We start from the raw sequence: 26,283 nt of genomic DNA, 5'->3' as shown, positions 1-26,283 counted from the left end.
TGGTCCGGTCGTTGGTCCGGGCTTAGTGCCAGTAACCAGTCGGGTGAGTTTGACCATGGACGACTTGCTTAGCGAGTTCCTGACAGAAACGAACGAGAGCCTCGATGTCGTCGACGTCGAACTCGTGAAGTTCGAACAGGAACCGAACAACGCGAAAATTCTCGATAACGTTTTCCGGTTGGTGCACACCATCAAGGGAACGTGCGGGTTTCTCGGCCTGCCGCGCCTGGAGGCGCTCGCCCATGCCGCCGAGACGCTGATGGGCAAGTTCCGGGACGGCGCGCCGGTCACCGGCGAGGCCGTCACGCTGATCCTGAACTCGATCGACCGGATCAAGGACATCCTGGCCGATCTCGAGGCGCAGGGCGGCGCGGAGCCGGAAGGCAGCGACCTGGACCTCATCTCCGAACTGGAGCGCATGTCGCTGGCCGCCGAAGCGCATGCCGACGGATCCGACGAGGCCACCGCCGAGGCGGAGGCCGACGACGGCATGGCGCACGGCGATCTGGTCGACCAGACGCTGGAACGCCCGCTGCGCCCCGGCGAGGTGTCGCTCGACGAGCTGGAACGCGCCTTCCGCGAGGCGGAAGTCGAGGTCGAACTGCCGGCCGAGGCGGAGGCCGAGGCCGACGCGGACGAGCCGGCCGCCCAGACGCCTGCGGCGGCGCTCGCCGAGCAGGCCAAGGCGAAGGCCCGGGACGCCGCCGCCGGCAAGACGCAGGACAAGGGCCAGGCGGCCGCGTCCGGCGAGAAGAAGGCGTCGGTGTCCAGCCAGTCGATCCGGGTCGCGGTCGAGACGCTGGAAGACCTCATGACGATGGTCTCCGAGCTCGTGCTGACCCGCAACCAGCTGCTCGAGATCGTGCGCCGCCACGAGGATTCCGAATTCAAGGTGCCGCTGCAGCGTCTATCCAACGTGACGGCGGAACTGCAGGAAGGCGTCATGAAGACGCGGATGCAGCCGATCGGCAACGCCTGGCAGAAGCTGCCGCGCATCGTGCGCGATCTCAGCCAGGAACTCGACAAGCCGATCGAGCTCGAGATGCTCGGCGCCGAGACGGAACTCGACCGTCAGGTGCTGGAGTTGATCAAGGATCCGCTGACGCACATGATCCGCAACTCGGCCGACCACGGGCTCGAGATGCCGGCCGACCGGCGCGCCGTCGGCAAGCCGGAAAAGGGCACGATCACCCTGTCGGCCTATCATGAGGGCGGGCACATCATCATCGAGGTGCGCGACGACGGCCGCGGGATCGATGTCGACCGGGTCAAGGCCAAGTGCATCGAACGCGGGCTCGCCACCGAGGCCGAACTGGAGAAGATGACGGATCAGCAGATCCACAAGTACATCTTCCACGCCGGCTTCTCCACGGCCGCCAACGTCACCTCGGTCTCGGGCCGCGGCGTGGGCATGGACGTGGTGCGCAACAACGTCGAGCTGATCGGCGGGTCCATCGACCTGCGCTCGGTGTCCGGCAAGGGCTCGAGCTTCATCATCAAGATTCCGCTGACGCTGGCGATCGTCTCGGCGCTGATCGTCGAGGCGGGCGGCGACCGCTTCGCCATTCCGCAGCTGTCGGTCGTCGAACTGGTGCGCGTCCAGAACGACTCCGAGCCTTGCATCGAGCGGATCAAGGACACACCCGTGCTGCGGCTGCGCAACAAGCTGCTGCCGCTGGTGCAGATGTCCCATCTGCTCGGCGTCAACCCGGACGTGGCGGAAGCCTCGGTCGACTCCGACACCGGCTTCATCGTCGTCATGCAGGTCGGCAGCCAGACCTTCGGCGTGGTGGTGGACGCGGTCTTCCACACGGAGGAAATCGTCGTCAAGCCGATGTCGACGATGCTGCGCAACCTGACCATGTTCTCCGGCAACACCATCCTGGGCGATGGTGCGGTGATCATGATCATCGACCCGAACGGCGTCGCGGCGGCGATGGCCAGCCACGCCTCGAGCATGGTCGCGGAGGAAGAGCGCAAGGAGCAGGAAGAGGCAATCACGGCGGCCCTCGACGGCCAGTCGACGGTCTCCATGCTGCTGTTCCGCGCCGGTTCGGCCGAACCCAAGGCGGTGCCGCTGTCGCTGGTCACCCGGCTGGAGGAATTCGATGTCGCGAGCATCGAGCACTCCAACGGCCGCGATCTGGTGCAGTATCGCGGCGCGCTCATGCCGCTGGTCTACATCGACCCGGCGCAGACGCGCCGAGCCGAGGGCACGCAGCCGATGCTGGTGTTCTCCGATGCCGGCCGCTCGATGGGCCTCGTGGTCGACGAGATCGTCGACATCGTCGAGGACCGGATGAACATCGAGGTCGGCTCGGACCGGCCGGGCGTTCTCGGCTCGGCGGTCATCAAGGAGCGGGCGACCGAGGTGATCGATCTCGGCTACTTCCTGCCGCAGGCCTTCGAGGACTGGTTCATGCGCAAGGAGATGGACATCGCCGCGCTGACCAAGAAGGTGCTGCTGGTCGACGACAGCGCGTTCTTCCGCAACATGCTGACCCCGGTTCTCAAGGCGGCCGGCTATGACGTGACCGCCGTGCACAGCGCGGCCCAGGCCTTCGAGCTGCTGGAAAACGGCGACACGTTCCACGCGGTCGTGTCCGACATCGAGATGCCGGAAATCAACGGCTTCGAGTTCTGCGAGGCGCTCCGGCGCGACCCGCGGTTCCGCAAGCTGCCGATCCTGGCGCTGTCGGCGGTCGTCTCGCCGGCCTCCATCGAGCGCGGGCGCCAGGCCGGCTTCGACGACTATGTGGCCAAGTTCGATCGTCCGGGGCTGATCGCCTCGCTCAAGGACATGTTCTCCGGTGAAGTGGAGATTGCGGCATGAGCAACGCCGAAAACAACGGGATGAACTCGGACGACGTCATCCAGTATGTGACCGTCGTCATCGGGGGGCAGCTCTTCGGACTGCCGATCAGCCAGGTGCACGACGTCTTCGTGCCCGATCGCGTGACGCGCGTGCCGCTGGCCGCGCCCGAGGTCGCGGGCGTCCTCAACCTGCGCGGGCGGATCGTCACGGCGATCGACATGCGCAAGCGCCTGCATCTGCCCGAGCGCGACGAGAACACGCCGGTGATGGCGGTGGGGATCGAACACAAGGGCGAGAGCTACGGCCTGGTGATCGACACGGTGGGCGAGGTGCTGCGCCTGTCCTCCGGGTCGCAGGAGCCCAACCCGTCCAACCTCGACAAGCGCTGGGCGGAGATCTCCGGCGGCGTGCATCGCCTGGACGGCAAACTGATGATCATCCTCGACGTGGCGCGTCTGTTCGGCGCCATGGTGGAACAACCCAAGGCGGCCGCGTAAGCGGTCGTCCTTCGCCCCTGGGCTGTCAGGCCGGGTTCGGCACTCGGGAGTTACTGAAATGAAGCATTGTCTCGTCGTCGACGATTCCAGCGTGATCCGCAAGGTCGCCCGTCGCATCCTGGAGGATCTCGACTTCACGATCTCGGAAGCCGAGGACGGGCTCAAGGCCCTGACCGCCTGCCGCGAGCACATGCCGGATGCGATCCTGCTCGACTGGAACATGCCGGAGATGGACGGACTGGAGTTCCTGCTCTCGCTGCGCCGCGAGGACGGGGGCGACCGGCCGGTCGTCGTCTTCTGCACGACGGAAAACGATGTCGCCCACATCACCCGCGCCATGCGCGCCGGGGCCAACGAATACATCATGAAGCCGTTCGACAAGGACATCGTGGAAGCGAAGTTCCAGGAAGCCGGACTTATCTGATCACCTCGCGGGGTTCCTTACATGATCGCTCCTTCTTCTGCGGCGGCCACCCAGGGCGGCGCACACCCCGATAGTGTCCGGGTCATGGTCGTGGACGACAGTGTCGTCATTCGCGGCCTGCTCAGCCGGTGGGTCGACGCCGATCCCGCGCTCAACCTCGTCGCCTCGCATCGCAACGGCCGTCTCGCGGTCGAGGACATCGAGCGCAGCAATCCGGACGTGGTCGTCCTCGACATCGAGATGCCGGAGATGGACGGCCTCACGGCACTGCCGCTGATGCTCAAGAAGAAGCGCGATCTCATCGTGGTCATGGCCTCGACGCTGACGCGGCGCAACGCGGAAATCAGCCTGCGCGCCCTGTCGCTCGGCGCGCAGGACTATGTGCCCAAGCCCGAGAGCAACAGCGAGGTCACGACCTCCGTCGACTTCCGCCGCGAACTGATCGAGAAGGTCAAGGCGCTCGGACAGCGCAGGCGCGCGTCGGCGCTGCGCGGCCGGCCGATGCGGGCCCAGACGGCGGCCGGCAAGACCGTGTCGCAGCTTCCCGTGTCGCGCGGAGGCGAGGCGGCCAAGGGCTACACCCGCATGGCCGCCGCGCCCGTGGCGGCGCCCGCCCGCGTCGGGTTTCAGACGCGGCCCTATTCGAACGTGCGCCCGCGCATCGTGGCGATCGGCTCGTCGACCGGCGGTCCGCAGGCGCTGCAGCAGGTGCTCGCCGACATCGGCCCCGCGATCCGCGACGTGCCGGTCGTGGTGACCCAGCACATGCCCCCGACCTTCACCGCCATCCTTGCCGAGCATCTTGCCAAGGCGGCCATGCGTCCGGCCAAGGAGGCGGAGGACGGCGAGGTGCTCAAGCCCGGCCATGTCTATGTGGCGCCGGGCGGCCGCCACCTGACGCTGACCAAGGACGGCGGCCAGCCGGTGGCGCGGCTGGAGGACGGTCCGCCGATCAATTTCTGCAAGCCCGCCGTCGATCCGTTGTTCGACAGCGTGGCCAAGGTCTATGGCTCCGCCGCCCTCGCGGTCGTTCTGACCGGGATGGGCCATGACGGCGCCAATGGCGTGAAGACGATCTCCGCCGGCGGCGGAAGCGTCATCGCGCAGGATGAAGAAACCAGCGTCGTGTGGGGTATGCCGGGCGCAGCCGCGCAGACCGGCGTGTGCTGCGACATTCTTCCGGTGTCGCGGATCGGCCCGAAAATCGTCGGCTTGTTGAGTGGAGGCCCCAGGTGATTGCGTCCCAGTTCGAGTTTCTCAAGCAGTACCTGAAGGCCAATTCCGGGCTCGTGCTCAGCAACGAGAAGCAGTATCTCGTCGAGAGCCGGCTGCTTCCGGTCGCGCGCCGGCACGGTCTCGCCAGCCTCGGGGATCTGATCCAGGCGATGCAGCGCCCCGGCGCGCGGCAGATCGCGACGGATGTGGTCGAGGCGATGACGACGAACGAGTCGTTCTTCTTCCGCGACGCCACGCCGTTCAAGCATTTCCGCGAGGTGATGCTGCCGGCCATGCTCAAGGCCCGCGCCGACCGGCGCGCGGTGCGCATCTGGTGCGCCGCCGCCTCCACCGGCCAGGAGCCCTATTCGCTGGCGATCTGTCTCAAGGAGGAAGCGCAGAAGATCGGCGGCTTCCGCTTCGAGATCATCGGCACGGATCTCTCCGGCGAGGTGCTCGACAAGGCCCGCGGCGGCATCTACTCGCAGTTCGAGGTGCAGCGCGGCCTGCCGATCCAGATGCTGCTCAAGTACTTCACCCAGAAGGGCGATCTCTGGCAGATCAATCCCGAACTGCGGTCGATGGTGCAGTGGCGCAAGCTGAACCTGCTGGAGAGCTTCTCGTCGCTCGGCACCTTCGACATCGTGTTCTGCCGCAACGTGCTGATCTACTTCGACCAGCCGACCAAGGTGGATGTGCTGCAGCGGGTGTCGCGCCAGATGGCCGGCGACGGCTATCTGGTGCTCGGCGCGGCGGAAACGGTGGTCGGCCTCACCGATGCCTTCCGCCCGGTGCCCGAGCATCGCGGCCTCTACCAGACGACGGCCGGCGCGTCGACGGCCGGTCTGACGCGCTCGCGCTTCACCGTCGCGGCCGGCTGAGGCGCCGCCGGGGCGGCGCGGCGCTCAAGGCGCGCGAGCCGGCACACGAGCGGGACGACGACACGGCAACGGCCGGCCCTTTGCGGGGCTGGCCGTTTTCGCGTTTTCGGCATCGCGTTTTCGCGCGGGGGGGCTACCAGGCGAGCGTCTTGACCTTGGGATCGAAGAGCAGGCTCTCGATGGCCGGCCAGCTGCCCATCTCCACCCCGTCGATATAGTCGTCCTTCGTCAGCCCCGCCGCCTGGGAGCAGGCGCCGCACATCACCACGCGGCCGCCGTCGGCCATGAAGGCGGTGAGCATGTCCTGGATCGAGGCATTGTCGTCGCGCATCAGACCGTGGACGTGGGACGGGCGCTTCTTGTCCGCCAGGTAGACGGCCCGCACGTTGAGCCAGATCGCCACCGGCTTGTGGCCACCCTTGAGGACGCGCTGATGGGCGAACATGATGGCCTTCGCCGCCGCCCAGGTGTCGTCGGTCGTCAGGTTCACGAACAGACCGGCGGTCTTGTCCGGCTCGGCCTGCGCGGCCGGCGCCGACGCGAAAACGGCGAAAACCGTGAGAAGGGCGGTGAGGAGGAGAGGGGGCAGGGCGCGCATGCGGGAGGCTCCTAATGGTTTCGAAACAATGAATCCTTAAGGAGCGGCGGGCCCGTCGACCTTGAGAAAGATCAAGGTCGGGGCGGGAGAGGCGCACTGTTCCGGCGACGACGCCCGGGCAAAAAGCGAAGGCCCCGCGCGGAGGGTCCGCACAGGGCCTTTGCGATGGGACAGACCATCGAGTGCAGGGGATTATTGGCGGTGCCGAAAGGCCGTGCGGCCTCAGGCCGCCTTTTCTTCCGGCTCGCGCAGAACGTAGCCGCGTCCCCAGACCGTCTCGATGTAGTTCTTGCCGGACGTCGCGGCGGCGAGCTTCTTGCGAAGCTTGCAGATGAAGACGTCGATGATCTTCAGTTCCGGCTCGTCCATGCCGCCGTAGAGATGATTGAGGAACATCTCCTTGGTGAGCGTGGTGCCCTTGCGCAGCGAGAGCAGCTCGAGCATCTGGTACTCCTTGCCGGTGAGATGCACGCGCTGGCCTGCGACCTCCACCGTCTTGGTGTCCAGATTGACCACCAGATCGCCCGTGGTGATGACCGACTGCGCATGCCCCTTGGAGCGGCGCACGATTGCATGGATGCGGGCGACCAGCTCGTCCTTGTGGAACGGCTTGGTCATGTAGTCGTCGGCGCCGAAGCCGAGGCCGCGAACCTTGTCCTCGATACCGGCGAGGCCGGACAGGATCAGGATCGGCGTCTTGACCTTGGAGACGCGCAACGTCCGCAGGACCTCGTATCCCGACATGTCGGGAAGGTTGAGATCCAGCATGATGATGTCGTAATCGTAGAGCTTGCCGAGGTCGATTCCCTCCTCGCCAAGATCCGTCGTGTAGACGTTAAAGTTCTCGGATTTGAGCATCAGCTCGATGCTCTGCGCCGTCGCGCCGTCATCCTCGATCAACAGGACACGCATGCCAATCCCCTATGTCTGCCTATCCTGGGCAAGCCGCGCCGGCGGGTACGCTCCCGGTGCGAAGGACTGCGGTTAACCTCCGACTCACTGTGTGAGACAATGGTTAACAAATTCTGATTCACACTCGCAAGCACCGATGAGGCCGTATTGGGAAACTTTCCCAATCTCTTGAAAAACCTGAGGAAATCCTTTCCTCAAAATCTTCAAGTGCCACATTAACAAGCCGGGGTAACCGACTCATGCGACTCAGCCTCTACGCCGGGCACGGGCCCAAGGACGGCTCACCATCCAACGAAAGCCCTCCCTGTTAAGATTAATCAGAGTCGTAAATGATACGTTACCTTGAAGCATAAACCTGCAAATCGCCATAACCTCTCGGTAGCAATTGGCGCGGAAATGCCGGGAAACCGCGGGTTTCATGGGTTAGACTGAAGGGCGCGCCGGCGTGCGCGGACGACGCGGAGCGAGGCCATGGAGCCGCTTTTTGCCGAAATCGAGTCCTTGATGGCCGCCGAGGTGTTCGGCCGGGTCGTCTCGGTTCAGGGTCTGTTGCTGGAGGTCGCGGGGCCGATCCACGAGATGAGCGTCGGCGCCCGCCTCGAGGTGGAGACGGGCGAGGGCGTGCCGCCGGTGCCGGCGGAGGTGGTCGGCTTTCGCGACGGCCACGCGCTGTGCATGCCCTTCGCCGGGCTGGAGGGCGTGCGCATGGGATGCCGGGCGGTGCTTTCCGCGCGCGAGAGCCTCGCCTATCCCTGCAATGCCTGGCTGGGGCGCGTCGTCAACGCCATGGGCGAGCCGATCGACGGGCGCGGGCCGCTGCCCACGGGCGGCTCGGCCCGCCGGCTGCGCTCGACCCCGCCGCCGGCCAACGAGCGCGGGCGGGTCGGTCCGCCGCTCGATCTCGGCGTGCGCGCGCTCAACACTTTCGTGACCTGTTGCCAGGGCCAGCGCATGGGCATCTTCGCCGGCTCGGGCGTGGGCAAGTCCGTGCTGATGTCGATGATCGCGCGCAACATGACCGCGGATGTGGCGGTGATCGGCCTGATCGGCGAGCGCGGGCGCGAGGTGCAGGAATTCATCGAGGACGACCTCGGGCCGGAGGGCCTCGCCCGCTCGGTCGTCGTCGTCGCCACCTCCGACGAAAGCGTGCTGATGCGCCGGCAGGCGGCCTATATGACGCTGACGGTGGCCGAGCACTTCCGCGACGCCGGGCGCAATGTCATGTGCATGATGGATTCCGTCACGCGCTTCGCCATGGCGCAGCGCGAGATCGGCCTGTCGATCGGCGAGCCGCCGACCTCCAAGGGGTATACGCCAACGGTCTTCACCGAACTGCCGCGCCTGCTGGAGCGCGCCGGGCCGGGCCGGGCGGGCACGGGCACCATCACGGGGCTGTTCACGGTGCTGGTGGAGGGCGACAATCACAACGAGCCCGTGGCCGACGCGGTGCGCGGCATTCTCGACGGTCATATCGTGATGGAGCGGGCCATTGCCGAACGCGGTCGCTACCCGGCGATCAACGTGCTCAAGTCGGTCTCGCGCACCATGCCGCGCTGCGTGCCGGAGCCGGTGGAGCCGGTGTTGCGCCGGGCGAAACAGTTGATGGCCACCTATTCCGACATGGAGGAGCTGATCCGGCTCGGCGCCTACAAGCGCGGCTCGGATCCGGTGGTGGACGAGGCGATCGGGCGTCACGACGCGCTGGAAACCTTCCTTGCGCAGGGCAAGGGCGAGGCGACGCGCCTTGATGAAGGATACACCGATCTTGCCAACCTTTTGGAAATGACTCTCGCGTAATCTGAGCTTGAAAAGGGAGTTTTCGAGTAATGAAGTCGCGTGAGAGTCTCATTCGCCTGAAGCAGTTCCAGGTCGACGAGCGCCGTCGGCAACTGGCGCAGATCGAGTCGATGGTCGACGAGTTCAAGCGCATGGCGCAGGAGCTCGACGACCAGATTGCGGCCGAGCAGGAGCGGGTCGGCATCACGGATGTGAGCCATTTCGCCTATCCCACCTTCGCCAAGGCGGCCGCGCAACGGCGCGACAATCTGCTGGAGTCGGCCGACGAGCTGACCGGTCAGCTGGAGGCCGCGCGCGAGGCCCTGCGCGAGGCGCTCGAGGAACTCAAGAAATTCGAACTGCTCGAGGAGCGCGACCAGATCCGCGAGCGCAACGAGCGCGAGGCCGCCGAACAGGACGCCCTCGACGAGGTCGCCGCGCGCCGTCACATGCGCTGACCGACGTCTCCGCGAGGACGCGGTGCGGCGGGGAAGACGGGAGGCCGCCGCCGGGGCTGGCCTTTGCCCGTTGGTTCGGGAATAGTCGCAGGGGACTGCTCGCCCGGGAGGCGTGGCGGGCTCCGCCCGCCGCCCGCCCCCGGTCCCAGGATCGCCCGCGCACCCGGATCCGTCCACATGTCTTCGTCCCCATGTCTTCGCGTCCCGTGATCCCGCGTCTTGCGATCGCGGTTCTGCTGCCCGTCGCCACCTTCAGCTTCGCGCTCGGCCTGGTGTTGCCGCTGATGCGCTTCGAGCGGCTTTTCCTGCTGGAGGACCGCCCGTCGTTGCTCGACATCGTCGCCGGTCTGTGGCGCGACGGGGACGCCGCGCTTGCCACCGTGATCGCGGCCGTGTCGATCGTCTTTCCCGCCCTCAAGATCCTGCTCGTTCATGTCACCGCGCTGACCGGCGCGCGCACGCGCCCGCTCGCCGTGATGAACGCGCTCGGCAAGTGGTCGATGATGGATGTGATGCTGGTCGCGCTGGTGATCTTCGCGGCCAAGTCCAGCGGTCTGGCGGCGGCCGCGACCCTGCCGGGCCTGTGGTTCTACGCGACCGCCACCTTCGCCACGGCGCTGGCGGCGACGCTGGCGCGCAGGGCCGGGTGAGAGGCGCCGGGCAGACCAGCGGTGGCGGCTACGACGGGCGCTTCCGGTCGGACGGGTCCGGGTGCGGCGGCGGGGCCTGCTCCATCACCCTTCGGAAGGTCTCCAGCCATCGCATCGCCTGGTTCTCCGGGATGCGCAGATGCTTGCATCGCAGATGGGCGAGCGCCAGAAAGACCTGATCCGACAGGCCGGCGGCGTGGCACATGTTGATCAACTCGTCGATGCCGGCCTGATAGATGGCCCGCTGCACCGCCTTGAGGGAATGCTGCGTATGCGCGGCGATCATCTGGAAGGCGTCGTGGCTGCGTCCCTCGGCAAGCAGCACGAGGATGATCGTCCCAAGCCGGTATTCGCCGTCCTTCACCAGCTGCTGCAGCTCCGCGACGCCGCAGGTCTCCAGAAAGATGTCGAAGCGCCGTCGCAGATCCTGACGCACGTTGTCGGGCGCGGCGACGTCGCGCGGGTCGCTGCCCGAGAGGATCGCCTCGAGCCGGACACGCGTGGAGGCGTTGACGTGGGGGATCAGCCACTCGCAGATCAGCGGCGTGAGATCCGGGCGCGCGCTCATCCGCGCCCGCAGCGGAGCGTCCGACAGGGAGCGCTTGGCAAGCGTGCGCAGCGCCCAGTCGGAGTAGGTCGAATTGACGTTCCCCGCCATCTCGCGCCAGACCTTGGTGCGCCCGACCTCCACCAGCGTGTCGGACAGCCGGCACGGCATGTCGGCGCGCCGCGCCAGCGCGACGAGGTGGGACTGGGGCATGCGTCGGGCCAGCTTGATCAGATCCGCCTCGCTGAGGCTCGGGCTGTGCTCCAGCATGGGCGCGGCCACCTTGATCTCGTCGCTGGCCAGCCGATAGGCGACCGCCTGCGGCGTGTCGCGCCACGGCGCCATGCGGTGCGACAGGCGCGCGCGTTCCTCCGTCTCGCTGCCGTCCAGAAGCTTCAGGATGATCTCGCAAAACAACTCCAGCTCCGCCGGGGTATGATGGCCCACGCGGTCGAGAAACACGTCGGCAACGCGCTGCAAAAGCTTTGCGCGCGCGTCCGGCGCAGGATTTCGTGCGAGCTGCAGCAGGTCGCGGAGCATGAAGTCATCCCTTTTCCCAGATTATCATGCCGGCCGGCTTGTTACCATTCGGTTGAAAAATTCTGGCATTACATCTTCTTCACAAGGTTTTCCGTTTGCATGAGTGCATTGTGCCCGTCGTCGGTTGACGGGGACTTCTGGTTCGATAGGTAAGGGAAACCGCAGACCGTACGTTCGCGTATCGGGCGGGCCTTGATAAAGTGACCGGCATCGGCCGGTTCTCTCGCGCCGGTACTGCGCCCCGCGTGCGCCATGGAGGTTACATGTCACGTTTCCCGTTTGCCGCCATCGCTCTTGCGATTGCCGTTCTCGTGTCGGGGCCGGCGCCGGTCATGGCGCAGGAGGCGTCGCCGGCAACGGCCGGGGCCCTGCAGGACGCGGCCGAGCGCGCGAACGCGCCGGAGGGCGGCTCCGGGTCGGCGCCGGCGGCACAGGCTGGCGGGTCTTCGCCTGCGCCGACGGCACAGGCCGATGGGTCGTCGTCTGCGCCGACGACGGGCGAACCGGGCGCGGATGCGCTGATCCGGCTTCTCAATGATCCCGGCGTGCGGGACGCACTGACCGACTATCTGCGCACGCAGGAGGCCGCGACCGCCGGCGGGCGCGGCGGCGGCTCGGGCGCGGCCCGGGGCACGCCCGCCCCGGCGGCCGAGGGGGGCGCGGACACGACCGCCGACGGCGGCGGCGGCGAGGCTGCGGCGGAGACGGGCGAGGATCCGCCCGCCCCGCATCTGGCCGTGCGGATCGCGGAGGCGACGCAGGCGCTCATCGAGGAGGGGCGCGATTTCCTCAACAAGATCAAGCGTGCCTTCACGGCCCTGCCGACCGCATTGTCCTATGCCAGCGGCGCGGACTGGTCGGACGTGCAGGAGGCCGCGATCCAGTTGCTGCTGATCGCCGTGGCGGCACTCGGCATTCTCTATGCGCTGCGGCGGCTCGCCGATCACCTCTTCGCCCGCCTGGTGGCGCGCACCCGGGCCGCGACGGTGCTGCGCCGCGCGGGCCTGCTTCTGGCGCGCGCCCTCGTCGAAGCCCTGGTGGTCGCGATCGCCTTCGGCGGCGGCTATCTGGTGGCGATTTCGTCCGGTCCGGAGGGCGGCCGGGTGGACCTGGTGGAATCGCTGTTCCTCAATGCCTTCTTCTTCATCCAGATCGCCAAGGTGTGCACCCGCTTCGCCCTCAGCCCGAAGTTCTCCGAGCTGCGGCTTGTGCCGCTCGACGATGCGCAGGCGCTTTACTGGCGGCGCTGGCTGTTCGCGATCTACAACCTGCTCGGCTACGGCACGATGGTCGTCGTGCCGGTGGTCTCCGACGACATTTCCTTCGTGCTCGCCAATTCGCTCAGGATGTTCATCGTGCTCGGCAGCGTGGGGCTGGCGATCGTCGCGGTGCTGCGCAACCGGGTCGCGACCCGCGACCGGATCCTCGGCTATGCGGAAGCACGCGGCAATGCCATCGCCTCCGGCATGATCGAGCTCGCCGCGCGCACCTGGCACCTGTTCGCGATCTTCTACGTGCTGCTGCTGTTTTCCGTGTGGCTGTCGCGCCCCTTCGGCGCGACCACCTTCATGCTGCGCGCCACCGTGCTGTCGGTGCTGGCGATCATGATCGGGACGCTGGTGTCGCTGGCGCTCACCCGCACCATCACCGGCGGCATCCGCCTGCCGGCGACGGTCCACGCGCGTCTGCCGATGCTCGAACGCCGGCTCAACGCCTTCATTCCGCGAGTCCTCTCGATCGTGCGGCTCGGCGTCTTCTTCGGGGTGCTGATCGCCATCCTGCATGCCTGGGGCGCCGTCGACGTCACCGGCTGGTCCGCCTCGCGCGACGGTCAGGAGTGGATCGGCCGGGCCATGTCGGCCGGCATCGTGATCCTGATCGGGTTCTTCATCTGGCTGGCGGTGATCTCGTGGATCGATTTCCGCCTCAATCCCGTCAGCCGCATGCCGACCTCGCGCGAGAAGACGCTGTTCGGCCTGTTCCGGAACGCCTTTTCCATCATTCTCGTGATCATGGTGTCGTTGCTGGCGCTGTCGGAGATCGGCGTCAACATCGGGCCGCTGATCGCCGGTGCCGGTGTCTTCGGTCTGGCGATCTCCTTCGGTTCGCAGAAACTCGTCCAGGACATCATCACCGGCGCCTTCATCCAGGTGGAAAACGCGATGAACGAGGGCGATGTCGTGACGCTGGGCGGCGTCACCGGAACGGTGGAGAAGCTGACCATCCGCTCGGTGCGGCTGCGCGACCTCGACGGAACGGCCCACGTCATTCCCTTCTCGACCGTCGACCGGGTGGCGAACTTCATGCGCGGCTTCGCCTATCACGTCGCCCAGATCGGGGTGGCCTACGACAGCGACATCGGCGAGGTGAAGATGGCGATGCATGTCGCCTTCGACCGGCTGAAGGAAGGCGACCTCGGTCCGGAGATCCTGGAACCGCTCGAGATGCACGGCGTGACCACCTTCGGCGACAGCGCCATCACGGTGCGCGCCCGGATCAAGACGACGCCGGGCATGCAATGGGCGGTCGGGCGCGCCTACAACGAGCAGGTCAAGCGCGCGTTCGACGAGCGCGGCATCGAGATCCCCTTCCCGCAGGTCACCTACCATCCGGGCAAGGAGGCGCTCGCGCCGCCCCAGACCTCTGTCCAGGGCGCGCCGCAAGGCGCGTCTCAAGGGGCATCGCAGGGGGCATCTCCGGGCGCGTCCGCCGGCGACGGCGCGGATGGAGCCTCGGGTCAGGCGTCCGAGGTCGGCGCGCAGGAGGCGCGCGAGCGCCTGCCGCGCCGCATCCGCCGCTCCGGCCGGCGCTGGCGCGGACGGCGGACCCGGGACAGCGCCCCCGATGTGCCCGACGACGGCGACGACGGCTGAGGCACGTCGCCGCAGGGCCGGATCGCGCCCGGGCGCCGGTTTCACCGGCGAAGCCGGCAGCGACGCGACGGCGGGGTCGAGGCGCGAATTTTTTCGAGACGTGAAAATTCTCTCAAGGTCGGGGCATTCGGGAAAAATCATTCCCCGAATGCCCGAATATAGAGTTTCACAACCTATTGTGGCCCGGTTCTCGCAGGACTAGGGTGCGCAAAGGGGCGTTCAGGCGAAAACTGATTGCCGGGGGCGATGCGTGTGAAAGACGCGTCCGCTCCGCCCCATTCAATAGATCGGGAGAGAATAGATGATCATCCGCCGCACCATGAAAGCTGCACTCATGGGCGTCAGTCTCGCCATGTTCGCGGCTTCGGCCGCCTCGGCGAAGACCCTGGTGTATTGTTCCGAAGGGTCGCCGGAAGGCTTCGATTCGGCGCTCTACACGACGGGCACGACCTTCGACGCCGCCGCCAAGCCGGTGTTCAACCGCCTTGTGGAATTCAAGCGCGGAACGACGGAGGTCCAGCCGGGCCTGGCCGAAAGCTGGGAGGTTTCGGAGGACGGGCTGGAGTACACCTTCAACCTGCGCAAGGGCGTGAAGTTCCATTCCACCGAAGGGTTCACGCCGACCCGGGACTTCAACGCCGACGATGTGATCTTCACCTTCGAGCGTCAGCGGGACAAGGACCATCCGTGGTATTCCTATACCGCCGGCGCGTCCTGGGAGTATTTCAACGGCATGTCCATGCCGGACCTCATCAAGGAGATCGTCCGGGTTGACGACTACACGGTGAAGTTCGTGCTGACGCGGCCCGAAGCGCCGATGATGGGCAATCTGGCGATGGACTTCGCTTCGATCCAGTCGGCCGAATATGCCGACAAGCTGGCCGCCGACGGTCAGATGGACATGATGAACCAGGTGCCGGTCGGAACCGGTCCGTTCCAGTTCGTCGGGTACCAGAAGGACGCGGTCATCCGCTACCAGGCGTTCGCGGATTACTGGAAGGGCAAGCAGCCGGTCGACAATCTCGTCTTCGCGATCACGCCGGACGCCTCCGTGCGGCTTCAGAAGCTGAAGGCGGGCGAGTGCCACATCATGCCGTATCCGGCGCCGGCCGATATCGCCGACATCAAGGCCGACGAAAACCTGACGCTCATGGAGCAGCAGGGCCTCAACGTCGGCTATCTGGCCTACAACACGCAGGTCGCGCCTTTCGACAATCCGAAGGTGCGCAAGGCGCTCAACATGGCCATCAACAAGCAGGCCATTCTCGACGCCGTGTTCCAGGGCTCCGGCATGGCGGCCAAGAACCCGATCCCGCCCACGATGTGGTCCTACAATGACGCCATCGAGGACGACCCCTACGATCCCGAGGCGGCCAAGAAGATGCTCGAGGCAGCCGGCGTGACCGACCTCGACATGAAGATCTGGGCGATGCCGGTGCAGCGTCCCTACAACCCGAACGCGCGTCGCATGGCCGAGGTGATCCAGGCGGATTTCGCCAAGATCGGCGTCGACGTGGAGATCGTCTCCTATGAGTGGGGCGAGTATCTGAAGCGCTCCACGGAGCTGGATCGCGACGGCGCGGTGCTGCTCGGCTGGACCGGTGACAATGGCGATCCGGACAACTTCCTCGCCGTGCTGCTCGGCTGCGATGGCGTTGGCGGCTCGAACCGCGCCCATTGGTGCCACCAGCCGTTCGAGGACGTGATCCAGAAGGCCAAGACGGTCTCCGACAAGGAGCAGCGCACCAAGCTGTACGAAGAAGCGCAGTTCATCTTCAAGCAGCAGGCGCCCTGGGCCACCATCGCGCATTCGGTCGTCTTCATGCCGATGTCGTCGAAGGTCACCGGCTACGTGATGGATCCGCTTGGCGGCCACTGGTTCGACGGCGTCGACCTCGCGGAGTAACCCGCCGGACTGACCGGCGCCGCGCCTGCCTGACCGCGGGGCGCGGTGCCGGTGCCATACTTTCGCACCGGCCGGCTGCCGGCCGGTGCCTGCCTCTGGACCCCTTCGATGATCCGCTTTCTCGTCAGCCGCCTGGCGCTGCTCGTGCCCACCTTCCTGGGCGTGACCATCGTCGCCTTCGGTTTCATTCGTCTTCTTCCCGGCGATCCGGTCCTTCTTCTGGCCGGCGAACGCGGGGTTTCCGATGAACGCTATGCCGAACTCATGGAGCAGTTCGGCTTTTCCAGACCGATCTGGGAACAGTATTTCGATTATCTGGTCGGGATCCTGAACGGCGATCTGGGCGTGTCCATCGTCACCAAGAAGCCGGTCGTCACCGAGTTCATGACGCTGTTTCCCGCGACCGCCGAACTTGCGCTCTGCGCCATCATCATCGCGGTGGCCTTCGGCATTCCCGCCGGCATCTTCGCCGCGGTGAAGCGCGGCTCGTTCTACGACCAGACGATCATGGGCACCGCGCTGGTCGGCTATTCCATGCCGATCTTCTGGTGGGGCCTGCTGCTCATCATCCTGTTTTCCGGCATCCTGCAGTGGACGCCGGTGTCGGGCCGCATCTCGCTGATGTTCTTCTTCCCGCAGCAGACCGGCTTCATGCTGATCGACAGCCTGCTGTCGGGCCAGCCGGGCGCCTTCACCTCGGCCGTGCGGCATCTGATCCTGCCGTCCATCGTGCTGGCGACGATCCCGCTGGCGGTGATCGCCCGTCAGACCCGGTCCGCCATGCTCGAGGTGCTGGGCGAGGATTATGTGCGCACCGCCCGCGCCAAGGGGCTGCGGCCGAGCCGGGTCATCGGCCTGCACGCGCTGCGCAACGCGCTCATTCCCGTGGTGACCACCATCGGCCTTCAGGTCGGGGTGCTGCTCGGCGGCGCGATCCTGACCGAGACGATCTTCTCCTGGCCGGGGATCGGCAAGTGGATGGTCGAAAGCATCGCGCGGCGGGACTACCCGGTCGTGCAGGGCGGGCTGCTGATGATCGCGGCCATCGTCATGCTGGTGAACCTCACGGTCGATCTGCTCTACGGGCTGATCAATCCGCGTATCCGCCACACCTGAGATCCGAGACCGGGACACCTCATGAGTGAACTCGACACGAGTGCCGCCGTCGAGGCGGAAAGCCGGAGCGCCACGCGCAAGATGCTGGCGGAATTCTGGTTCTATTTTTCCCAGAACACGGGCGCGGTGATCGGGCTGGTGTTCTTTGTCGCGCTGGTGGTGGTGGCGCTGGCCGCGCCGGTGATCGCGCCACACGATCCCGGTGTGCAGTTCCGCGAGTATTTCCTGGTTCCGCCGGCCTGGTCGGAAGGGGGCACGACCACCTTCCTGCTGGGAACCGACGCCGTGGGGCGCGACATTCTTTCGCGGCTGATCTACGGGGCCCGCTTTTCGCTGTTCATCGGCGTTCTGGTCGTCGGCATCGCGCTGAGCGGCGGCATCGTCATCGGTCTGATCGCCGGGTTTTTCCGCGGCTGGGTCGATACGGCGATCATGCGGGTGATGGATGTGATCCTCGCCTTTCCGTCGTTGCTGCTGGCGCTGGTGCTGGTCGCCGTGCTGGGGCCGGGGCTGATGAATGCGATGATCGCCATCGCCATCGTGCTGCAGCCCCATTTCGTGCGTCTGACGCGCGCCGCCGTGCTGGCGGAGCGCTCGCGCGACTATGTGGTCGCCGCGCGGCTCGCCGGCGCGGGCCGGTTGCGGCTGATGTTCAAGACCATCCTGCCGAACTGTCTGGCCCCGCTGATCGTGCAGGCGACGCTGTCGTTCTCGACCGCGATCCTCGATGCCGCGGCGCTCGGCTTCCTGGGCATGGGCGCGCAGCCGCCGACGCCGGAGTGGGGCACCATGCTCGCGGAAGCGCGCGAGTTCATCCTGCGCGCCTGGTGGGTCGTGACCTTCCCGGGCCTTGCGATCCTGGTCACGGTGCTTGCCATCAACCTTGTGGGCGACGGCTTGCGCGACGCCCTCGATCCCAAGCTGAAGCGGAGCTGAGCCATGGCGCTTCTCGAGATCCGCAATCTGAGCGTCGAGTTCGACACCGCGCAGGGGCCGTTCCGGGCGCTCAAGGGCGTGGACTATACGGTCGAGGGGGGCGAGGTGCTCGCCATCGTCGGCGAATCGGGCTCGGGCAAGTCGGTCGCCATGCTGGCGCTGATGGGGCTCCTGCCCGACAGCGCCACGGTCACCGCCGACGTGCTGGCCTTCGAGGGGCGCGACCTGCGCGACCTCTCGCCGGCGGCGCGGCGCAAGGTGATCGGCAAGGAGATCTCGATGATCTTCCAGGAGCCGATCGCCAGCCTCAATCCCTGCTTCACGGTGGGCTTCCAACTCGACGAGGCGCTCAAGGCGCATACCGATCTCAACCGCCGCCAGCGCAAGGACCGGGTGATCGACCTGCTCGAGGCGGTCGGCATTCCCGAGCCCGCGCGGCGGGTCTCGGCCTTTCCGCACCAGATGTCCGGCGGGCAGTGCCAGCGCGTGATGATCGCCATCGCCACCGCCTGTCACCCCAAGCTGCTGATCGCCGACGAGCCGACCACGGCGCTCGACGTGACCATTCAGAAGCAGATCCTCGATCTTCTGACCCGGCTGCAACGCGACACCGGCATGGGCCTCATCATGATCACCCACGACATGGGCGTCGTCGCCGAGACGGCCGACCGCGTCGTCGTGCAGTATCAGGGCCAGCAGATGGAAACGGCGGACGTTCTCACGCTGTTCGAAAACCCCTCGCATGCCTATACGCGCGCGCTGCTTTCGGCGCTGCCGGAAAACGCCACCGGCGACCGCCTGCCGACGGTGGCCGACTACGCGCAGAGCATCGCCGCCGAGACCGTGGCCGAAACCGGGGAGACGCGGACATGAGCGACGTGATCCTGAAGGTCCGCGACCTCAAGCGCGACTATGTCATCCCCGGCGGCCTGTTTTCCAAGCCGAAGCTGCTGCATGCGGTGAAGGGCGTGAGCTTCGATGTCGAACGCGGGTCGACGCTCGCGGTGGTGGGCGAGTCCGGCTGCGGCAAGTCGACGCTCGCGCGCATGCTGACGATGATCGATCCGCCGACGTCGGGCACCATCGAGATCGACGGCATGGAGATCGACATCGCGAGGAAGGGCATTACCCGGGAGATGCGCCAGCAGGTGCAGATCGTCTTCCAGAACCCCTACGGCTCGCTCAACCCGCGCCAGAAGATCGGTGCCGTGCTGGAGGAACCGCTCCTGCTCAACACCGACATGCCGGCCGCCGAGCGCCGCGACGCCGCGCTCGCGATGCTGGAGAAGGTCGGGCTCAAGCCCGAGCATTACGGGCGCTACCCGCATATGTTCTCCGGCGGCCAGCGCCAGCGCGTGGCGATCGCGCGGGCGATCATGCTGCGCCCGAAGCTGCTCGTCCTCGACGAGCCGGTGTCCGCGCTCGATCTCTCGGTGCAGGCGCAGATCCTCAATCTGCTCGCCGACCTGCAGGACGAGTTCAACCTCACCTATGTCTTCATCAGCCACGATCTGTCGGTGGTGCGCTACATCGCCGATCAGGTGATGGTGATGTACTTCGGCGAGGCGGTGGAGCACGGGACCCGCGACGCGGTGTTCGAGAACCCGCAGCACGACTACACGAAGACGCTGTTCGCCGCGACGCCGCGCGCCGACGTCGACAGCATCCGCAAGCGGCTCGCGGCGAAGGCCTCCGCCGCCTGAGGCGGAAGGGACCGGCCTCCGGGCCGGGGTCGCCGTCCCCGATCCTGCAAGCCCCCGCGCCCGCGCGGGGGCTTTTTCGTTCGTTGCATATGTGACGCGCGTGTGACGCGGGCGGTGTCATCGAACCGTCACTTGACGGCGCTAAATATTTCGATATTTCTCGAAATATGGATAAGTCAAACGCCATTCTCGCGCTCGCAGCGCTGGGTCAGGACACGCGTCTCGATGTCTTTCGCCATCTGGTGAAGGTCTCGCCGGAGCGCGTGTCGGCCGGTGACCTCGCCGAGCGGTTCGCCGTCAGGCCGAACACGCTGTCGACCCATCTGGCGCAGCTCCAGCGCGCCGGGCTGATCGCCTCGGAGCGCGAGGGGCGTCTTATCCGCTACCGGGCCGATCACGAGGGCATCGCCGGGCTATTGGATTTTCTGGTCGGCGACTGCTGCGGCGGGCGGCCGGAGGTGTGCGGGTCGCTGACGCTGGTGGCGGCGGCGGACGGGCGGGGTGTCGTCGGGACCGACTGACGAGCCGACAGGATCACTGTGCAACGGGGGCAAACCACCCATGAGTGTTTTCGAGCGTTATCTTTCCGTCTGGGTGGGGCTGTGCATCCTCGCGGGCATTCTTCTGGGCAACCTTCTGCCGGGGCTGTTTTCGGGGTTGGCCCGGCTGGAATACGCCTCGGTGAATTTCGTCGTCGCGATCCTGATCTGGGCGATGGTCTATCCGATGATGGTCGCGGTGGATTTCGCCAGCCTGCGCGACATCGGCCGCAGGCCCAAGGGGCTGGTGATCACCGTGGTGATCAACTGGCTGATCAAGCCGTTCACGATGGCCGCGCTTGGGGTGTTGTTCTTCCAGCATGTGTTCGCGGACCTGATTCCGCAGGAGAACGCGTCGCAATACATCGCCGGTTTGATCCTGCTGGGCGCCGCACCCTGTACGGCGATGGTGTTCGTCTGGTCGCAGCTGACGCGCGGCGATGCCAATTACACGCTGGTGCAGGTCTCCCTGAACGATGTGATCATGGTGTTTGCCTTCGCGCCCATCGTCGCGTTCCTGCTCGGGGTGACGGATATCGCCGTTCCCTGGGAAACCCTGCTGCTGTCCGTCGGCCTCTATGTGATCATTCCGCTGGCCGCCGGCGCGCTGACCCGGTCCGCCCTGCTGCGCGGGGGCGACGGCGCGGCGCTCGACCGGTTCAACGCCCGGGTGAAGCCTGCGTCGATGGTCGGCCTGCTGATGACGGTCGTTTTGCTTTTCGGCTTTCAGGGGCGGATCATACTGGAAAGTCCGGCCCTGATCGCGCTCCTGGCGGTGCCGATCCTCGTTCAGTCCTATGGCATTTTCGCGCTGGGTTACCTCTGGGCCTATCTGTGGCGCGTGCCGCATGCCGTCGCCGCCCCCTGCGCCCTGATCGGGACGTCCAACTTCTTCGAGCTTGCGGTGGCGGTCGCCATCGGGCTCTTCGGACTGAACTCCGGGGCGGCGCTCGTCACGGTGGTCGGCGTTCTGGTCGAGGTGCCGGTCATGCTGAGCCTGGTTGCCGTTGCCAACCGCACGCGCGCGGCCTTTCCGGAGAGCGGGGCGCAGCCGTCGTGACAGGAGCAAGGCGTGCCGTTCCCCTTCTCGGTCTCACCCAGATCGTCGGCTATGGCACGCTGATCTATGCGGTCGTCCTCACCGCGCCGCGCATTGCCGAGGACATGGGCTGGTCGCGCGCGCTGACGCTGGGCGGGCTGTCTTTCGGCCTGCTGGTCGCGGGTCTTCTTTCGCCGCATGTCGGCGCGCGCATCGAGAGCTGGGGCGGGCGCCGGGTGATGGCGACCGGCTCGCTCGTCGCCGCCCTCGGGCTTGCGGCGATGGCCTCGGTGTCGCACCCGCTCGCCTATTTCGCCGTGTGGGGCGTGCTGGGGGCGGCGATGTCGATGGCGCTCTACGACCCGGCCTTCGCCACGCTCGGCACGCTGTTTCGCGAAGGCGCGCGCAGCCGCATCACGGCGCTGACGCTGATCGCGGGCTTCGCCTCCACGCTCTCCTGGCCCGTGACGCACTGGCTGCTGGAGGCGCTCGACTGGCGCGGCACCTATCTCGTTTATGCCGGCGCCATGCTGGGCCTTGCCCTGCCGGCGCATCTGCTGCTGCCGGTGCCGCCGCGCGATGCGGAGGCGACCACCGCCCGGTCCGCGCCGACGCCGGCCGCCGGGGACCATCTCTTCGCCGATGCGGCCGCTCGGGGCGCGCGCGCCGCCTTCTGGGGGCTGGCCATCGGCTTCAGCGCCAATGCGTTCCTCTTCATCGGCCTGTCGGCGCATCTGCTCGCCGTGTTCATCGATCTGGGGCTGGCGGCGGCAGCCGCCGTTACCGTCGGCACGGTGATCGGCCCCTCGCAGGTGGGCGCGCGGATGCTGGAATTCGCCGTGGCGCGGCGGGTGTCGCCGCTCATCGTGGGGCTCACCGCCGCCGCGACCCTGCCGCTCGCCTTTCTGCTGCTGGCAACGCTCGGGCTGACCCCGGCCTCGGCGGCGGCCTTCGCCGTGCTTTACGGTGGGGCGAACGGGCTCGTCACCATCGTGCGCGGCACGCTGCCGCTCGCCCTCTTCGGCCCCGACGGCTATGCGCGGCTTCTGGGACGCATCGCGCGGCCCGTGCTGATCACCGGCGCGCTCGCGCCCTTCGCCATGGGCGCGGCCATCGATCTCGCCGGGCCGACCGCGCCGCTGCTGCTCGGCTTCGCCGCCGCCTGCCTGTCCTTCGCCGGGCTTGCCTGGGTCGTCGCCGTCCGCCGACGGGTCCACGCGTCGCGCGCGACCTGATCTTCCGCTCCCGCTCTCGACGTGTCCGGCGATCTCGGGCACAACACCGGAACGAAGTCGCGGCAACCGGGGGAGCGAAAACGTCCATGAGCGCGCGCGGACACGTGCATATTCTCGGGGCCGGCATCGTCGGGCTCGCCACGGCCGCGACGCTGCAGGCGCGCGGGCATGAGGTCACGCTGATCGACCGGGCGGAGCCCGGCTCGCAGACCTCGCGCGGCAATGCCTCGGGCATCGCCTGGACCGATGTGGCGCCGCTCGCCTCTCCGGATGTGTGGCGCAAGGCGCCCGGCTGGCTGCTCGATCCGCTCGGGCCCCTGTCGATCCGCCCCGCCTATGCGCTGTCGATCCTGCCGTGGATGCTGCGCTTTCTCGCCGCCTCGCGGCCCTCCGCGATGCGCCGCTCCGTGGCCGCGATCGCCGCGCTCAACGCCGAAGCGCTGCCGGCCTGGGAGCGGCTGTGGACGCAGACGCAGACCGGCGGGCGGGCGCGCCACGAAGGCTGTCTCGACGTCTTCGACAAGCCGGGCGAGGTGGCCCGCGCGCGGCCGGGCTGGCAGCTCCAGCGCGACCACGGCATCGAGGTGCGGGAACTCTCCGGCGACGAGATCCGCGCCATGGAGCCCGATCTCGGGCCCACGGTCGCCGGCGGCGCCTTCATTCCAGGCTGGGCCCATCTCGACGATCCCTTCGCCATGTGCGGCGATCTGGAGAGGGTGGTGCGGGCACGCGGCGGCACGATCCTGCGCGGCGAGGTGGTCGGCCTGACCGCAAACGCGGATGCGGTCCAGCTGTCGCTGCGCGACGGGCCGCTCATCGCGGCCGAGCATCTGGTGATCGCCGGGGGCGCCTGGTCGCGGCGTCTGGCCGCAGCCCTGGGCGAGGACGTGCCGCTCGATACCGAACGCGGCTACAACATCACCGTGCCGAAGCCCGGCGTGTCCTTCCGCCGCTTCATCATGTTAGCCGGCTATGGATTCGTGCTCTCGCCGATCGCGGCGGGCTTGCGGATCGGCGGCGCGGTCGAGTTCGCCGGCCTGACGGCGGAGCCGAACTGGGCGCGCGTCGACGCGCTGGTGGCCCGCGCCCGGCGCGTGGTGCCGGGTCTGAAGGCGGAGACGGGCGAGCGCTGGATGGGCTTTCGCCCCTCGCTGCCCGACAGCCTGCCGGTGATTTCCAGGAGCCGCACGGTGCCGCGCGTGGTCTATGCCTTCGGCCATGCCCATCACGGATTGACCCAGGCGGCGACGACCGGCGAACTGGTGGCCGATCTGATCGCGGGCCGGGCGCCCGGGATCGATCTCGCGCCCTATGCCGTCGACCGCTTCTGAAGGAGGATCTTCCATGGCGCGCCACACGTTCTTCTGTCTCGACGGGCATACCTGCGGCAATCCGGTGCGGCTGGTGGCCGGCGGCGGGCCGCAGCTTGCCGGCGACACGATGCTGGCGCGGCGTGCCGATTTCCTCGAGCGCTTCGACTGGATCCGCACGGGCCTGATGTTCGAGCCGCGCGGCCACGACATGATGTCGGGCGCGATCCTCTATCCCCCGACGCGCGACGATTGCGATGTCGGCGTGCTCTACATCGAAACCTCCGGCTGCCTGCCGATGTGCGGCCACGGCACCATCGGCACGGTGACCATGGCGCTGGAGGAAGGCCTGCTCACGCCCGCCGAGCCGGGTGTCGCGCGGCTCGACACGCCGGCCGGTCTCGTGCTGGCGGAGTACGTGCGCGAGGGCGAACACGTCGTGTCGGTGCGGCTGACCAATGTGGCGTCCTTTCTGGCGGCGACGGATCTGGAGATCGACTGCCCGGAGCTTGGCCGGCTTACCTTCGATGTCGCCTATGGCGGAAACTTCTACGCCATCATCGAGCCGCAGGCGCATTTTCCGGGCGTCGGCGCCATCGACGTCGACCGGCTGGTGGCGATCAGTCCGGTCTTGCGCGCGCGCATGAACGAGGTCTTCGAGATGGTGCACCCGGACGATCCGCGCATTCGCGGCATCACCCACATCCAGTGGACGGGGCCGGCGACGGTGCCGGGCGCCCATGCCCGCAACGCGGTGTTCTACGGCGACAAGGCCATCGACCGCAGCCCCTGCGGCACGGGCACTTCGGCGCGGATCGCCCAGCTGCACGCGCGCGGTCAGCTGGGCGTCGGCGATGCCTTCGTGCATGAAAGCGTGATCGGCTCGACCTTCACCGGCGGCATCGCGCGCGAAACCACCGTCGGCGGGCGGCCCGCCGTCGTGCCGACCATCGAGGGCTGGGCGATCCGCACCGGCACCTCCACCATTACGCTCGACACCCGCGATCCCTATATGGCCGGCTTTTCCGTCGCCGGCACCGGCGTGAAGCGCTATCCCGGGCCGTGAGCCGGACCGCTCGGTCCGTTGGGCGGGGAGGGTGCGCGGCGGCCGCAAACCGGATAGGTAGGGGCGGCAACTCAAGGGAATCGCGTCATGGATTGGTCCCCCCAACAGGAGGCTGCGCTCGCCGAGGTCGCGCGCTGGCTGAAATCCCGCGACAAGCAGGTGTTCCGGCTCTTCGGCTTCGCCGGCACCGGCAAGACGACGCTCGCCCGCCATCTGGCGGACGGGATCGACGGCGACGTCGCCTTCGGGGCCTTCACCGGCAAGGCGGCGCATGTGCTGCGCCAGAAGGGCTGCGACGGGGCGACCACGATCCACGCGATGATCTACCGTCCGCGCGGGCGCAAGGACGAGGATGAGGACGAGGAGGAGGGCGCGCTCAGCTTCTCCATCAACCGCGATTCGGTCGCCGCCAAGGCGAGCCTCATCGTCATCGACGAATGCTCGATGGTCGACGAGGATCTGGGCCGCGATCTCCTGTCCTTCGGCACGCCGGTGCTGGTGCTGGGCGATCCGGCGCAGCTGCCGCCGGTGAAGGGCGGGGGCTTCTTCACCGAGGCCGAGCCCGACGTGATGCTCACCGAGGTGCACCGCCAGGCGCGTGACAATCCGATCGTCCACATGTCGATGCTGATCCGCGAGGGCGAGGATCTGGCGCGCGGCGACTATGGCGACAGCCGGATCATCTCGCGGCGCGAGATCGACGCCGGCGCGATCCTGGCCGCCGATCAGGTGCTGGTCGGCACCAACCGCACGCGCCGGCTCTACAACGGCCGCATTCGCGAGCTGAAGGGCTTCACCACGCCGATGCCGGCGGTCGGCGACAAGCTGGTGTGTCTCAGGAACGACAAGACCAAGGGGCTGCTCAATGGCGGGCTTTGGACGGTCAAGCGCCTGCGCCCGTCGAAGGGCAACACGCTGCGCTTCGACGTGAAGCCGGAGGAGGGCGAGACGCGCTCCAAGGTGGTGTCGGTCAAGGTGCTGCCCGGGCTCTTCGAGGAAGGGGGCGAGCAGATCCCCTATGCCATGCGCCGGCGCTCCGACGAGTTCGACTACGGCTATGCGCTCACCGTCCACAAGGCGCAGGGCTCGCAATGGGACGATCTGGTGCTCTTCGACGAGAGCTGGGCCTTCCGCGAGTATCGCGACCGCTGGCTCTACACGGCGGTGACGCGGGCGGCCGAACGCATCACGGTGGTGCGGTAAGTCCGGCGGTGCGCTGACCGCCGCCCGCGCCCTGTGGGCAAGCG

At 67.3% G+C, this 26,283-nt stretch carries 23 protein-coding genes; 20 read left to right on the top strand and 3 right to left on the bottom strand.

All coding sequences use genetic code 11. From position 1 onward, the window contains the following. Nucleotides 1–55 precede the first annotated feature (55 nt). The 5 genes from ABL312_RS14905 to ABL312_RS14885 are packed head-to-tail and all read left to right on the top strand — an operon-like array spanning nucleotide 56 to nucleotide 5,832. Nucleotides 56–2,833, top strand: a complete 2,778-nt coding sequence (locus ABL312_RS14905; RefSeq protein ID WP_349358195.1) for a hybrid sensor histidine kinase/response regulator — start codon at nucleotides 56–58, stop codon at nucleotides 2,831–2,833. Next, nucleotides 2,830–3,312 (top strand): chemotaxis protein CheW, encoded by a 483-nt coding sequence (locus ABL312_RS14900; protein ID WP_349358194.1) that lies wholly within the window; start codon nucleotides 2,830–2,832, stop codon nucleotides 3,310–3,312. Before ABL312_RS14905 ends, ABL312_RS14900 begins: the two co-directional genes overlap by 4 nt. A 58-nt stretch (nucleotides 3,313–3,370) precedes the next feature. Then, complete coding sequence (locus ABL312_RS14895) at nucleotides 3,371–3,736, top strand: response regulator (protein ID WP_349358193.1); 366 nt, start codon at nucleotides 3,371–3,373, stop codon at nucleotides 3,734–3,736. 21 nt (nucleotides 3,737–3,757) lie between these two features. Continuing rightward, a complete protein-coding gene (locus tag ABL312_RS14890; RefSeq protein WP_349358192.1) occupies nucleotides 3,758–4,972 on the top strand; it encodes a chemotaxis response regulator protein-glutamate methylesterase in 1,215 nt (404 codons plus the stop codon). After that, nucleotides 4,969–5,832, top strand: a complete 864-nt coding sequence (locus ABL312_RS14885) for a protein-glutamate O-methyltransferase CheR (protein WP_349358191.1) — start codon at nucleotides 4,969–4,971, stop codon at nucleotides 5,830–5,832. Before ABL312_RS14890 ends, ABL312_RS14885 begins: the two co-directional genes overlap by 4 nt. A 133-nt stretch (nucleotides 5,833–5,965) precedes the next feature. Here the strand turns inward: ABL312_RS14885 and ABL312_RS14880 are convergent, their stop codons facing one another. Together ABL312_RS14880 and ctrA are read right to left on the bottom strand one after the other, a co-directional pair. Continuing rightward, entirely contained in the window at nucleotides 5,966–6,430 is a 465-nt protein-coding gene (locus tag ABL312_RS14880) for a DsrE family protein (protein WP_349358190.1), read from the bottom strand. A 222-nt stretch (nucleotides 6,431–6,652) separates the two neighbouring features. Continuing rightward, on the bottom strand, nucleotides 6,653–7,342 hold the full coding sequence (gene ctrA, locus ABL312_RS14875) for a response regulator transcription factor CtrA (RefSeq protein WP_349358189.1): 690 nt from the start codon (nucleotides 7,340–7,342) through the stop codon (nucleotides 6,653–6,655). Nucleotides 7,343–7,813: 471 nt separating this feature from the next. Between ctrA and fliI the strand changes: the two genes are divergently transcribed. The 3 genes from fliI (at nucleotide 7,814) to ABL312_RS14860 (ending at nucleotide 10,226) form a co-directional block, all read left to right on the top strand. Further along, nucleotides 7,814–9,139: a flagellar protein export ATPase FliI gene (gene fliI, locus ABL312_RS14870; protein WP_349358188.1), complete on the top strand. Its 1,326-nt coding sequence runs from the start codon at nucleotides 7,814–7,816 to the stop codon at nucleotides 9,137–9,139. Nucleotides 9,140–9,168: 29 nt separating this feature from the next. Next, nucleotides 9,169–9,576: a flagellar export protein FliJ gene (fliJ, locus tag ABL312_RS14865; RefSeq protein WP_349358187.1), complete on the top strand. Its 408-nt coding sequence runs from the start codon at nucleotides 9,169–9,171 to the stop codon at nucleotides 9,574–9,576. A 191-nt stretch (nucleotides 9,577–9,767) separates the two neighbouring features. Then, nucleotides 9,768–10,226: a paraquat-inducible protein A gene (locus tag ABL312_RS14860; protein ID WP_349358186.1), complete on the top strand. Its 459-nt coding sequence runs from the start codon at nucleotides 9,768–9,770 to the stop codon at nucleotides 10,224–10,226. A 28-nt stretch (nucleotides 10,227–10,254) separates the two neighbouring features. Here the strand turns inward: ABL312_RS14860 and ABL312_RS14855 are convergent, their stop codons facing one another. Beyond that, nucleotides 10,255–11,313 (bottom strand): DUF2336 domain-containing protein, encoded by a 1,059-nt coding sequence (locus ABL312_RS14855; RefSeq protein ID WP_349358185.1) that lies wholly within the window; start codon nucleotides 11,311–11,313, stop codon nucleotides 10,255–10,257. 263 nt (nucleotides 11,314–11,576) lie between these two features. Here ABL312_RS14855 and ABL312_RS14850 point away from each other — a divergent pair, with 263 nt between their 5' ends. The 12 genes from ABL312_RS14850 (at nucleotide 11,577) to ABL312_RS14795 (ending at nucleotide 26,239) form a co-directional block, all read left to right on the top strand. Beyond that, nucleotides 11,577–14,186 (top strand): mechanosensitive ion channel domain-containing protein, encoded by a 2,610-nt coding sequence (locus ABL312_RS14850; protein ID WP_349358184.1) that lies wholly within the window; start codon nucleotides 11,577–11,579, stop codon nucleotides 14,184–14,186. 319 nt (nucleotides 14,187–14,505) lie between these two features. Further along, nucleotides 14,506–16,092, top strand: coding sequence for an ABC transporter substrate-binding protein (locus ABL312_RS14845; RefSeq protein ID WP_374730211.1), 1,587 nt, complete (start codon nucleotides 14,506–14,508; stop codon nucleotides 16,090–16,092). 108 nt (nucleotides 16,093–16,200) lie between these two features. Further along, entirely contained in the window at nucleotides 16,201–17,208 is a 1,008-nt protein-coding gene (locus ABL312_RS14840; protein WP_349358182.1) for an ABC transporter permease subunit, read from the top strand. 21 nt (nucleotides 17,209–17,229) lie between these two features. Next, nucleotides 17,230–18,144 carry an ABC transporter permease subunit gene (locus ABL312_RS14835; protein ID WP_349358181.1) on the top strand — a complete coding sequence of 305 codons (915 nt, stop codon included), beginning with the start codon at nucleotides 17,230–17,232 and terminating at the stop codon, nucleotides 18,142–18,144. Nucleotides 18,145–18,147: 3 nt separating this feature from the next. Further along, nucleotides 18,148–19,017, top strand: coding sequence for an ABC transporter ATP-binding protein (locus ABL312_RS14830; RefSeq protein WP_349358180.1), 870 nt, complete (start codon nucleotides 18,148–18,150; stop codon nucleotides 19,015–19,017). After that, nucleotides 19,014–19,847: a dipeptide ABC transporter ATP-binding protein gene (locus tag ABL312_RS14825; protein ID WP_349358179.1), complete on the top strand. Its 834-nt coding sequence runs from the start codon at nucleotides 19,014–19,016 to the stop codon at nucleotides 19,845–19,847. Before ABL312_RS14830 ends, ABL312_RS14825 begins: the two co-directional genes overlap by 4 nt. A gap of 167 nt (nucleotides 19,848–20,014) precedes the next feature. Then, nucleotides 20,015–20,368, top strand: a complete 354-nt coding sequence (locus tag ABL312_RS14820; RefSeq protein WP_349358178.1) for a metalloregulator ArsR/SmtB family transcription factor — start codon at nucleotides 20,015–20,017, stop codon at nucleotides 20,366–20,368. A 40-nt stretch (nucleotides 20,369–20,408) separates the two neighbouring features. Continuing rightward, nucleotides 20,409–21,446 (top strand): ACR3 family arsenite efflux transporter, encoded by a 1,038-nt coding sequence (gene arsB, locus ABL312_RS14815; protein WP_349358177.1) that lies wholly within the window; start codon nucleotides 20,409–20,411, stop codon nucleotides 21,444–21,446. Next, nucleotides 21,443–22,660 (top strand): MFS transporter, encoded by a 1,218-nt coding sequence (locus ABL312_RS14810; protein ID WP_349358176.1) that lies wholly within the window; start codon nucleotides 21,443–21,445, stop codon nucleotides 22,658–22,660. The genes arsB and ABL312_RS14810 overlap by 4 nt, the downstream gene beginning before the upstream one ends. 86 nt (nucleotides 22,661–22,746) lie before the next feature. Further along, nucleotides 22,747–23,991, top strand: a complete 1,245-nt coding sequence (locus ABL312_RS14805) for an FAD-binding oxidoreductase (RefSeq protein ID WP_349358175.1) — start codon at nucleotides 22,747–22,749, stop codon at nucleotides 23,989–23,991. A gap of 13 nt (nucleotides 23,992–24,004) precedes the next feature. Further along, nucleotides 24,005–25,036, top strand: a complete 1,032-nt coding sequence (locus tag ABL312_RS14800; protein ID WP_349358174.1) for a 4-hydroxyproline epimerase — start codon at nucleotides 24,005–24,007, stop codon at nucleotides 25,034–25,036. An 87-nt stretch (nucleotides 25,037–25,123) separates the two neighbouring features. Next, nucleotides 25,124–26,239, top strand: a complete 1,116-nt coding sequence (locus tag ABL312_RS14795) for an ATP-dependent RecD-like DNA helicase (protein WP_349358173.1) — start codon at nucleotides 25,124–25,126, stop codon at nucleotides 26,237–26,239. Nucleotides 26,240–26,283 lie beyond the last annotated feature (44 nt).

This window comes from Stappia sp. (genome assembly GCF_040110915.1).
GTDB lineage: Bacteria > Pseudomonadota > Alphaproteobacteria > Rhizobiales > Stappiaceae > Stappia.
This window is presented reverse-complemented; position numbering and strand designations above follow the sequence as displayed.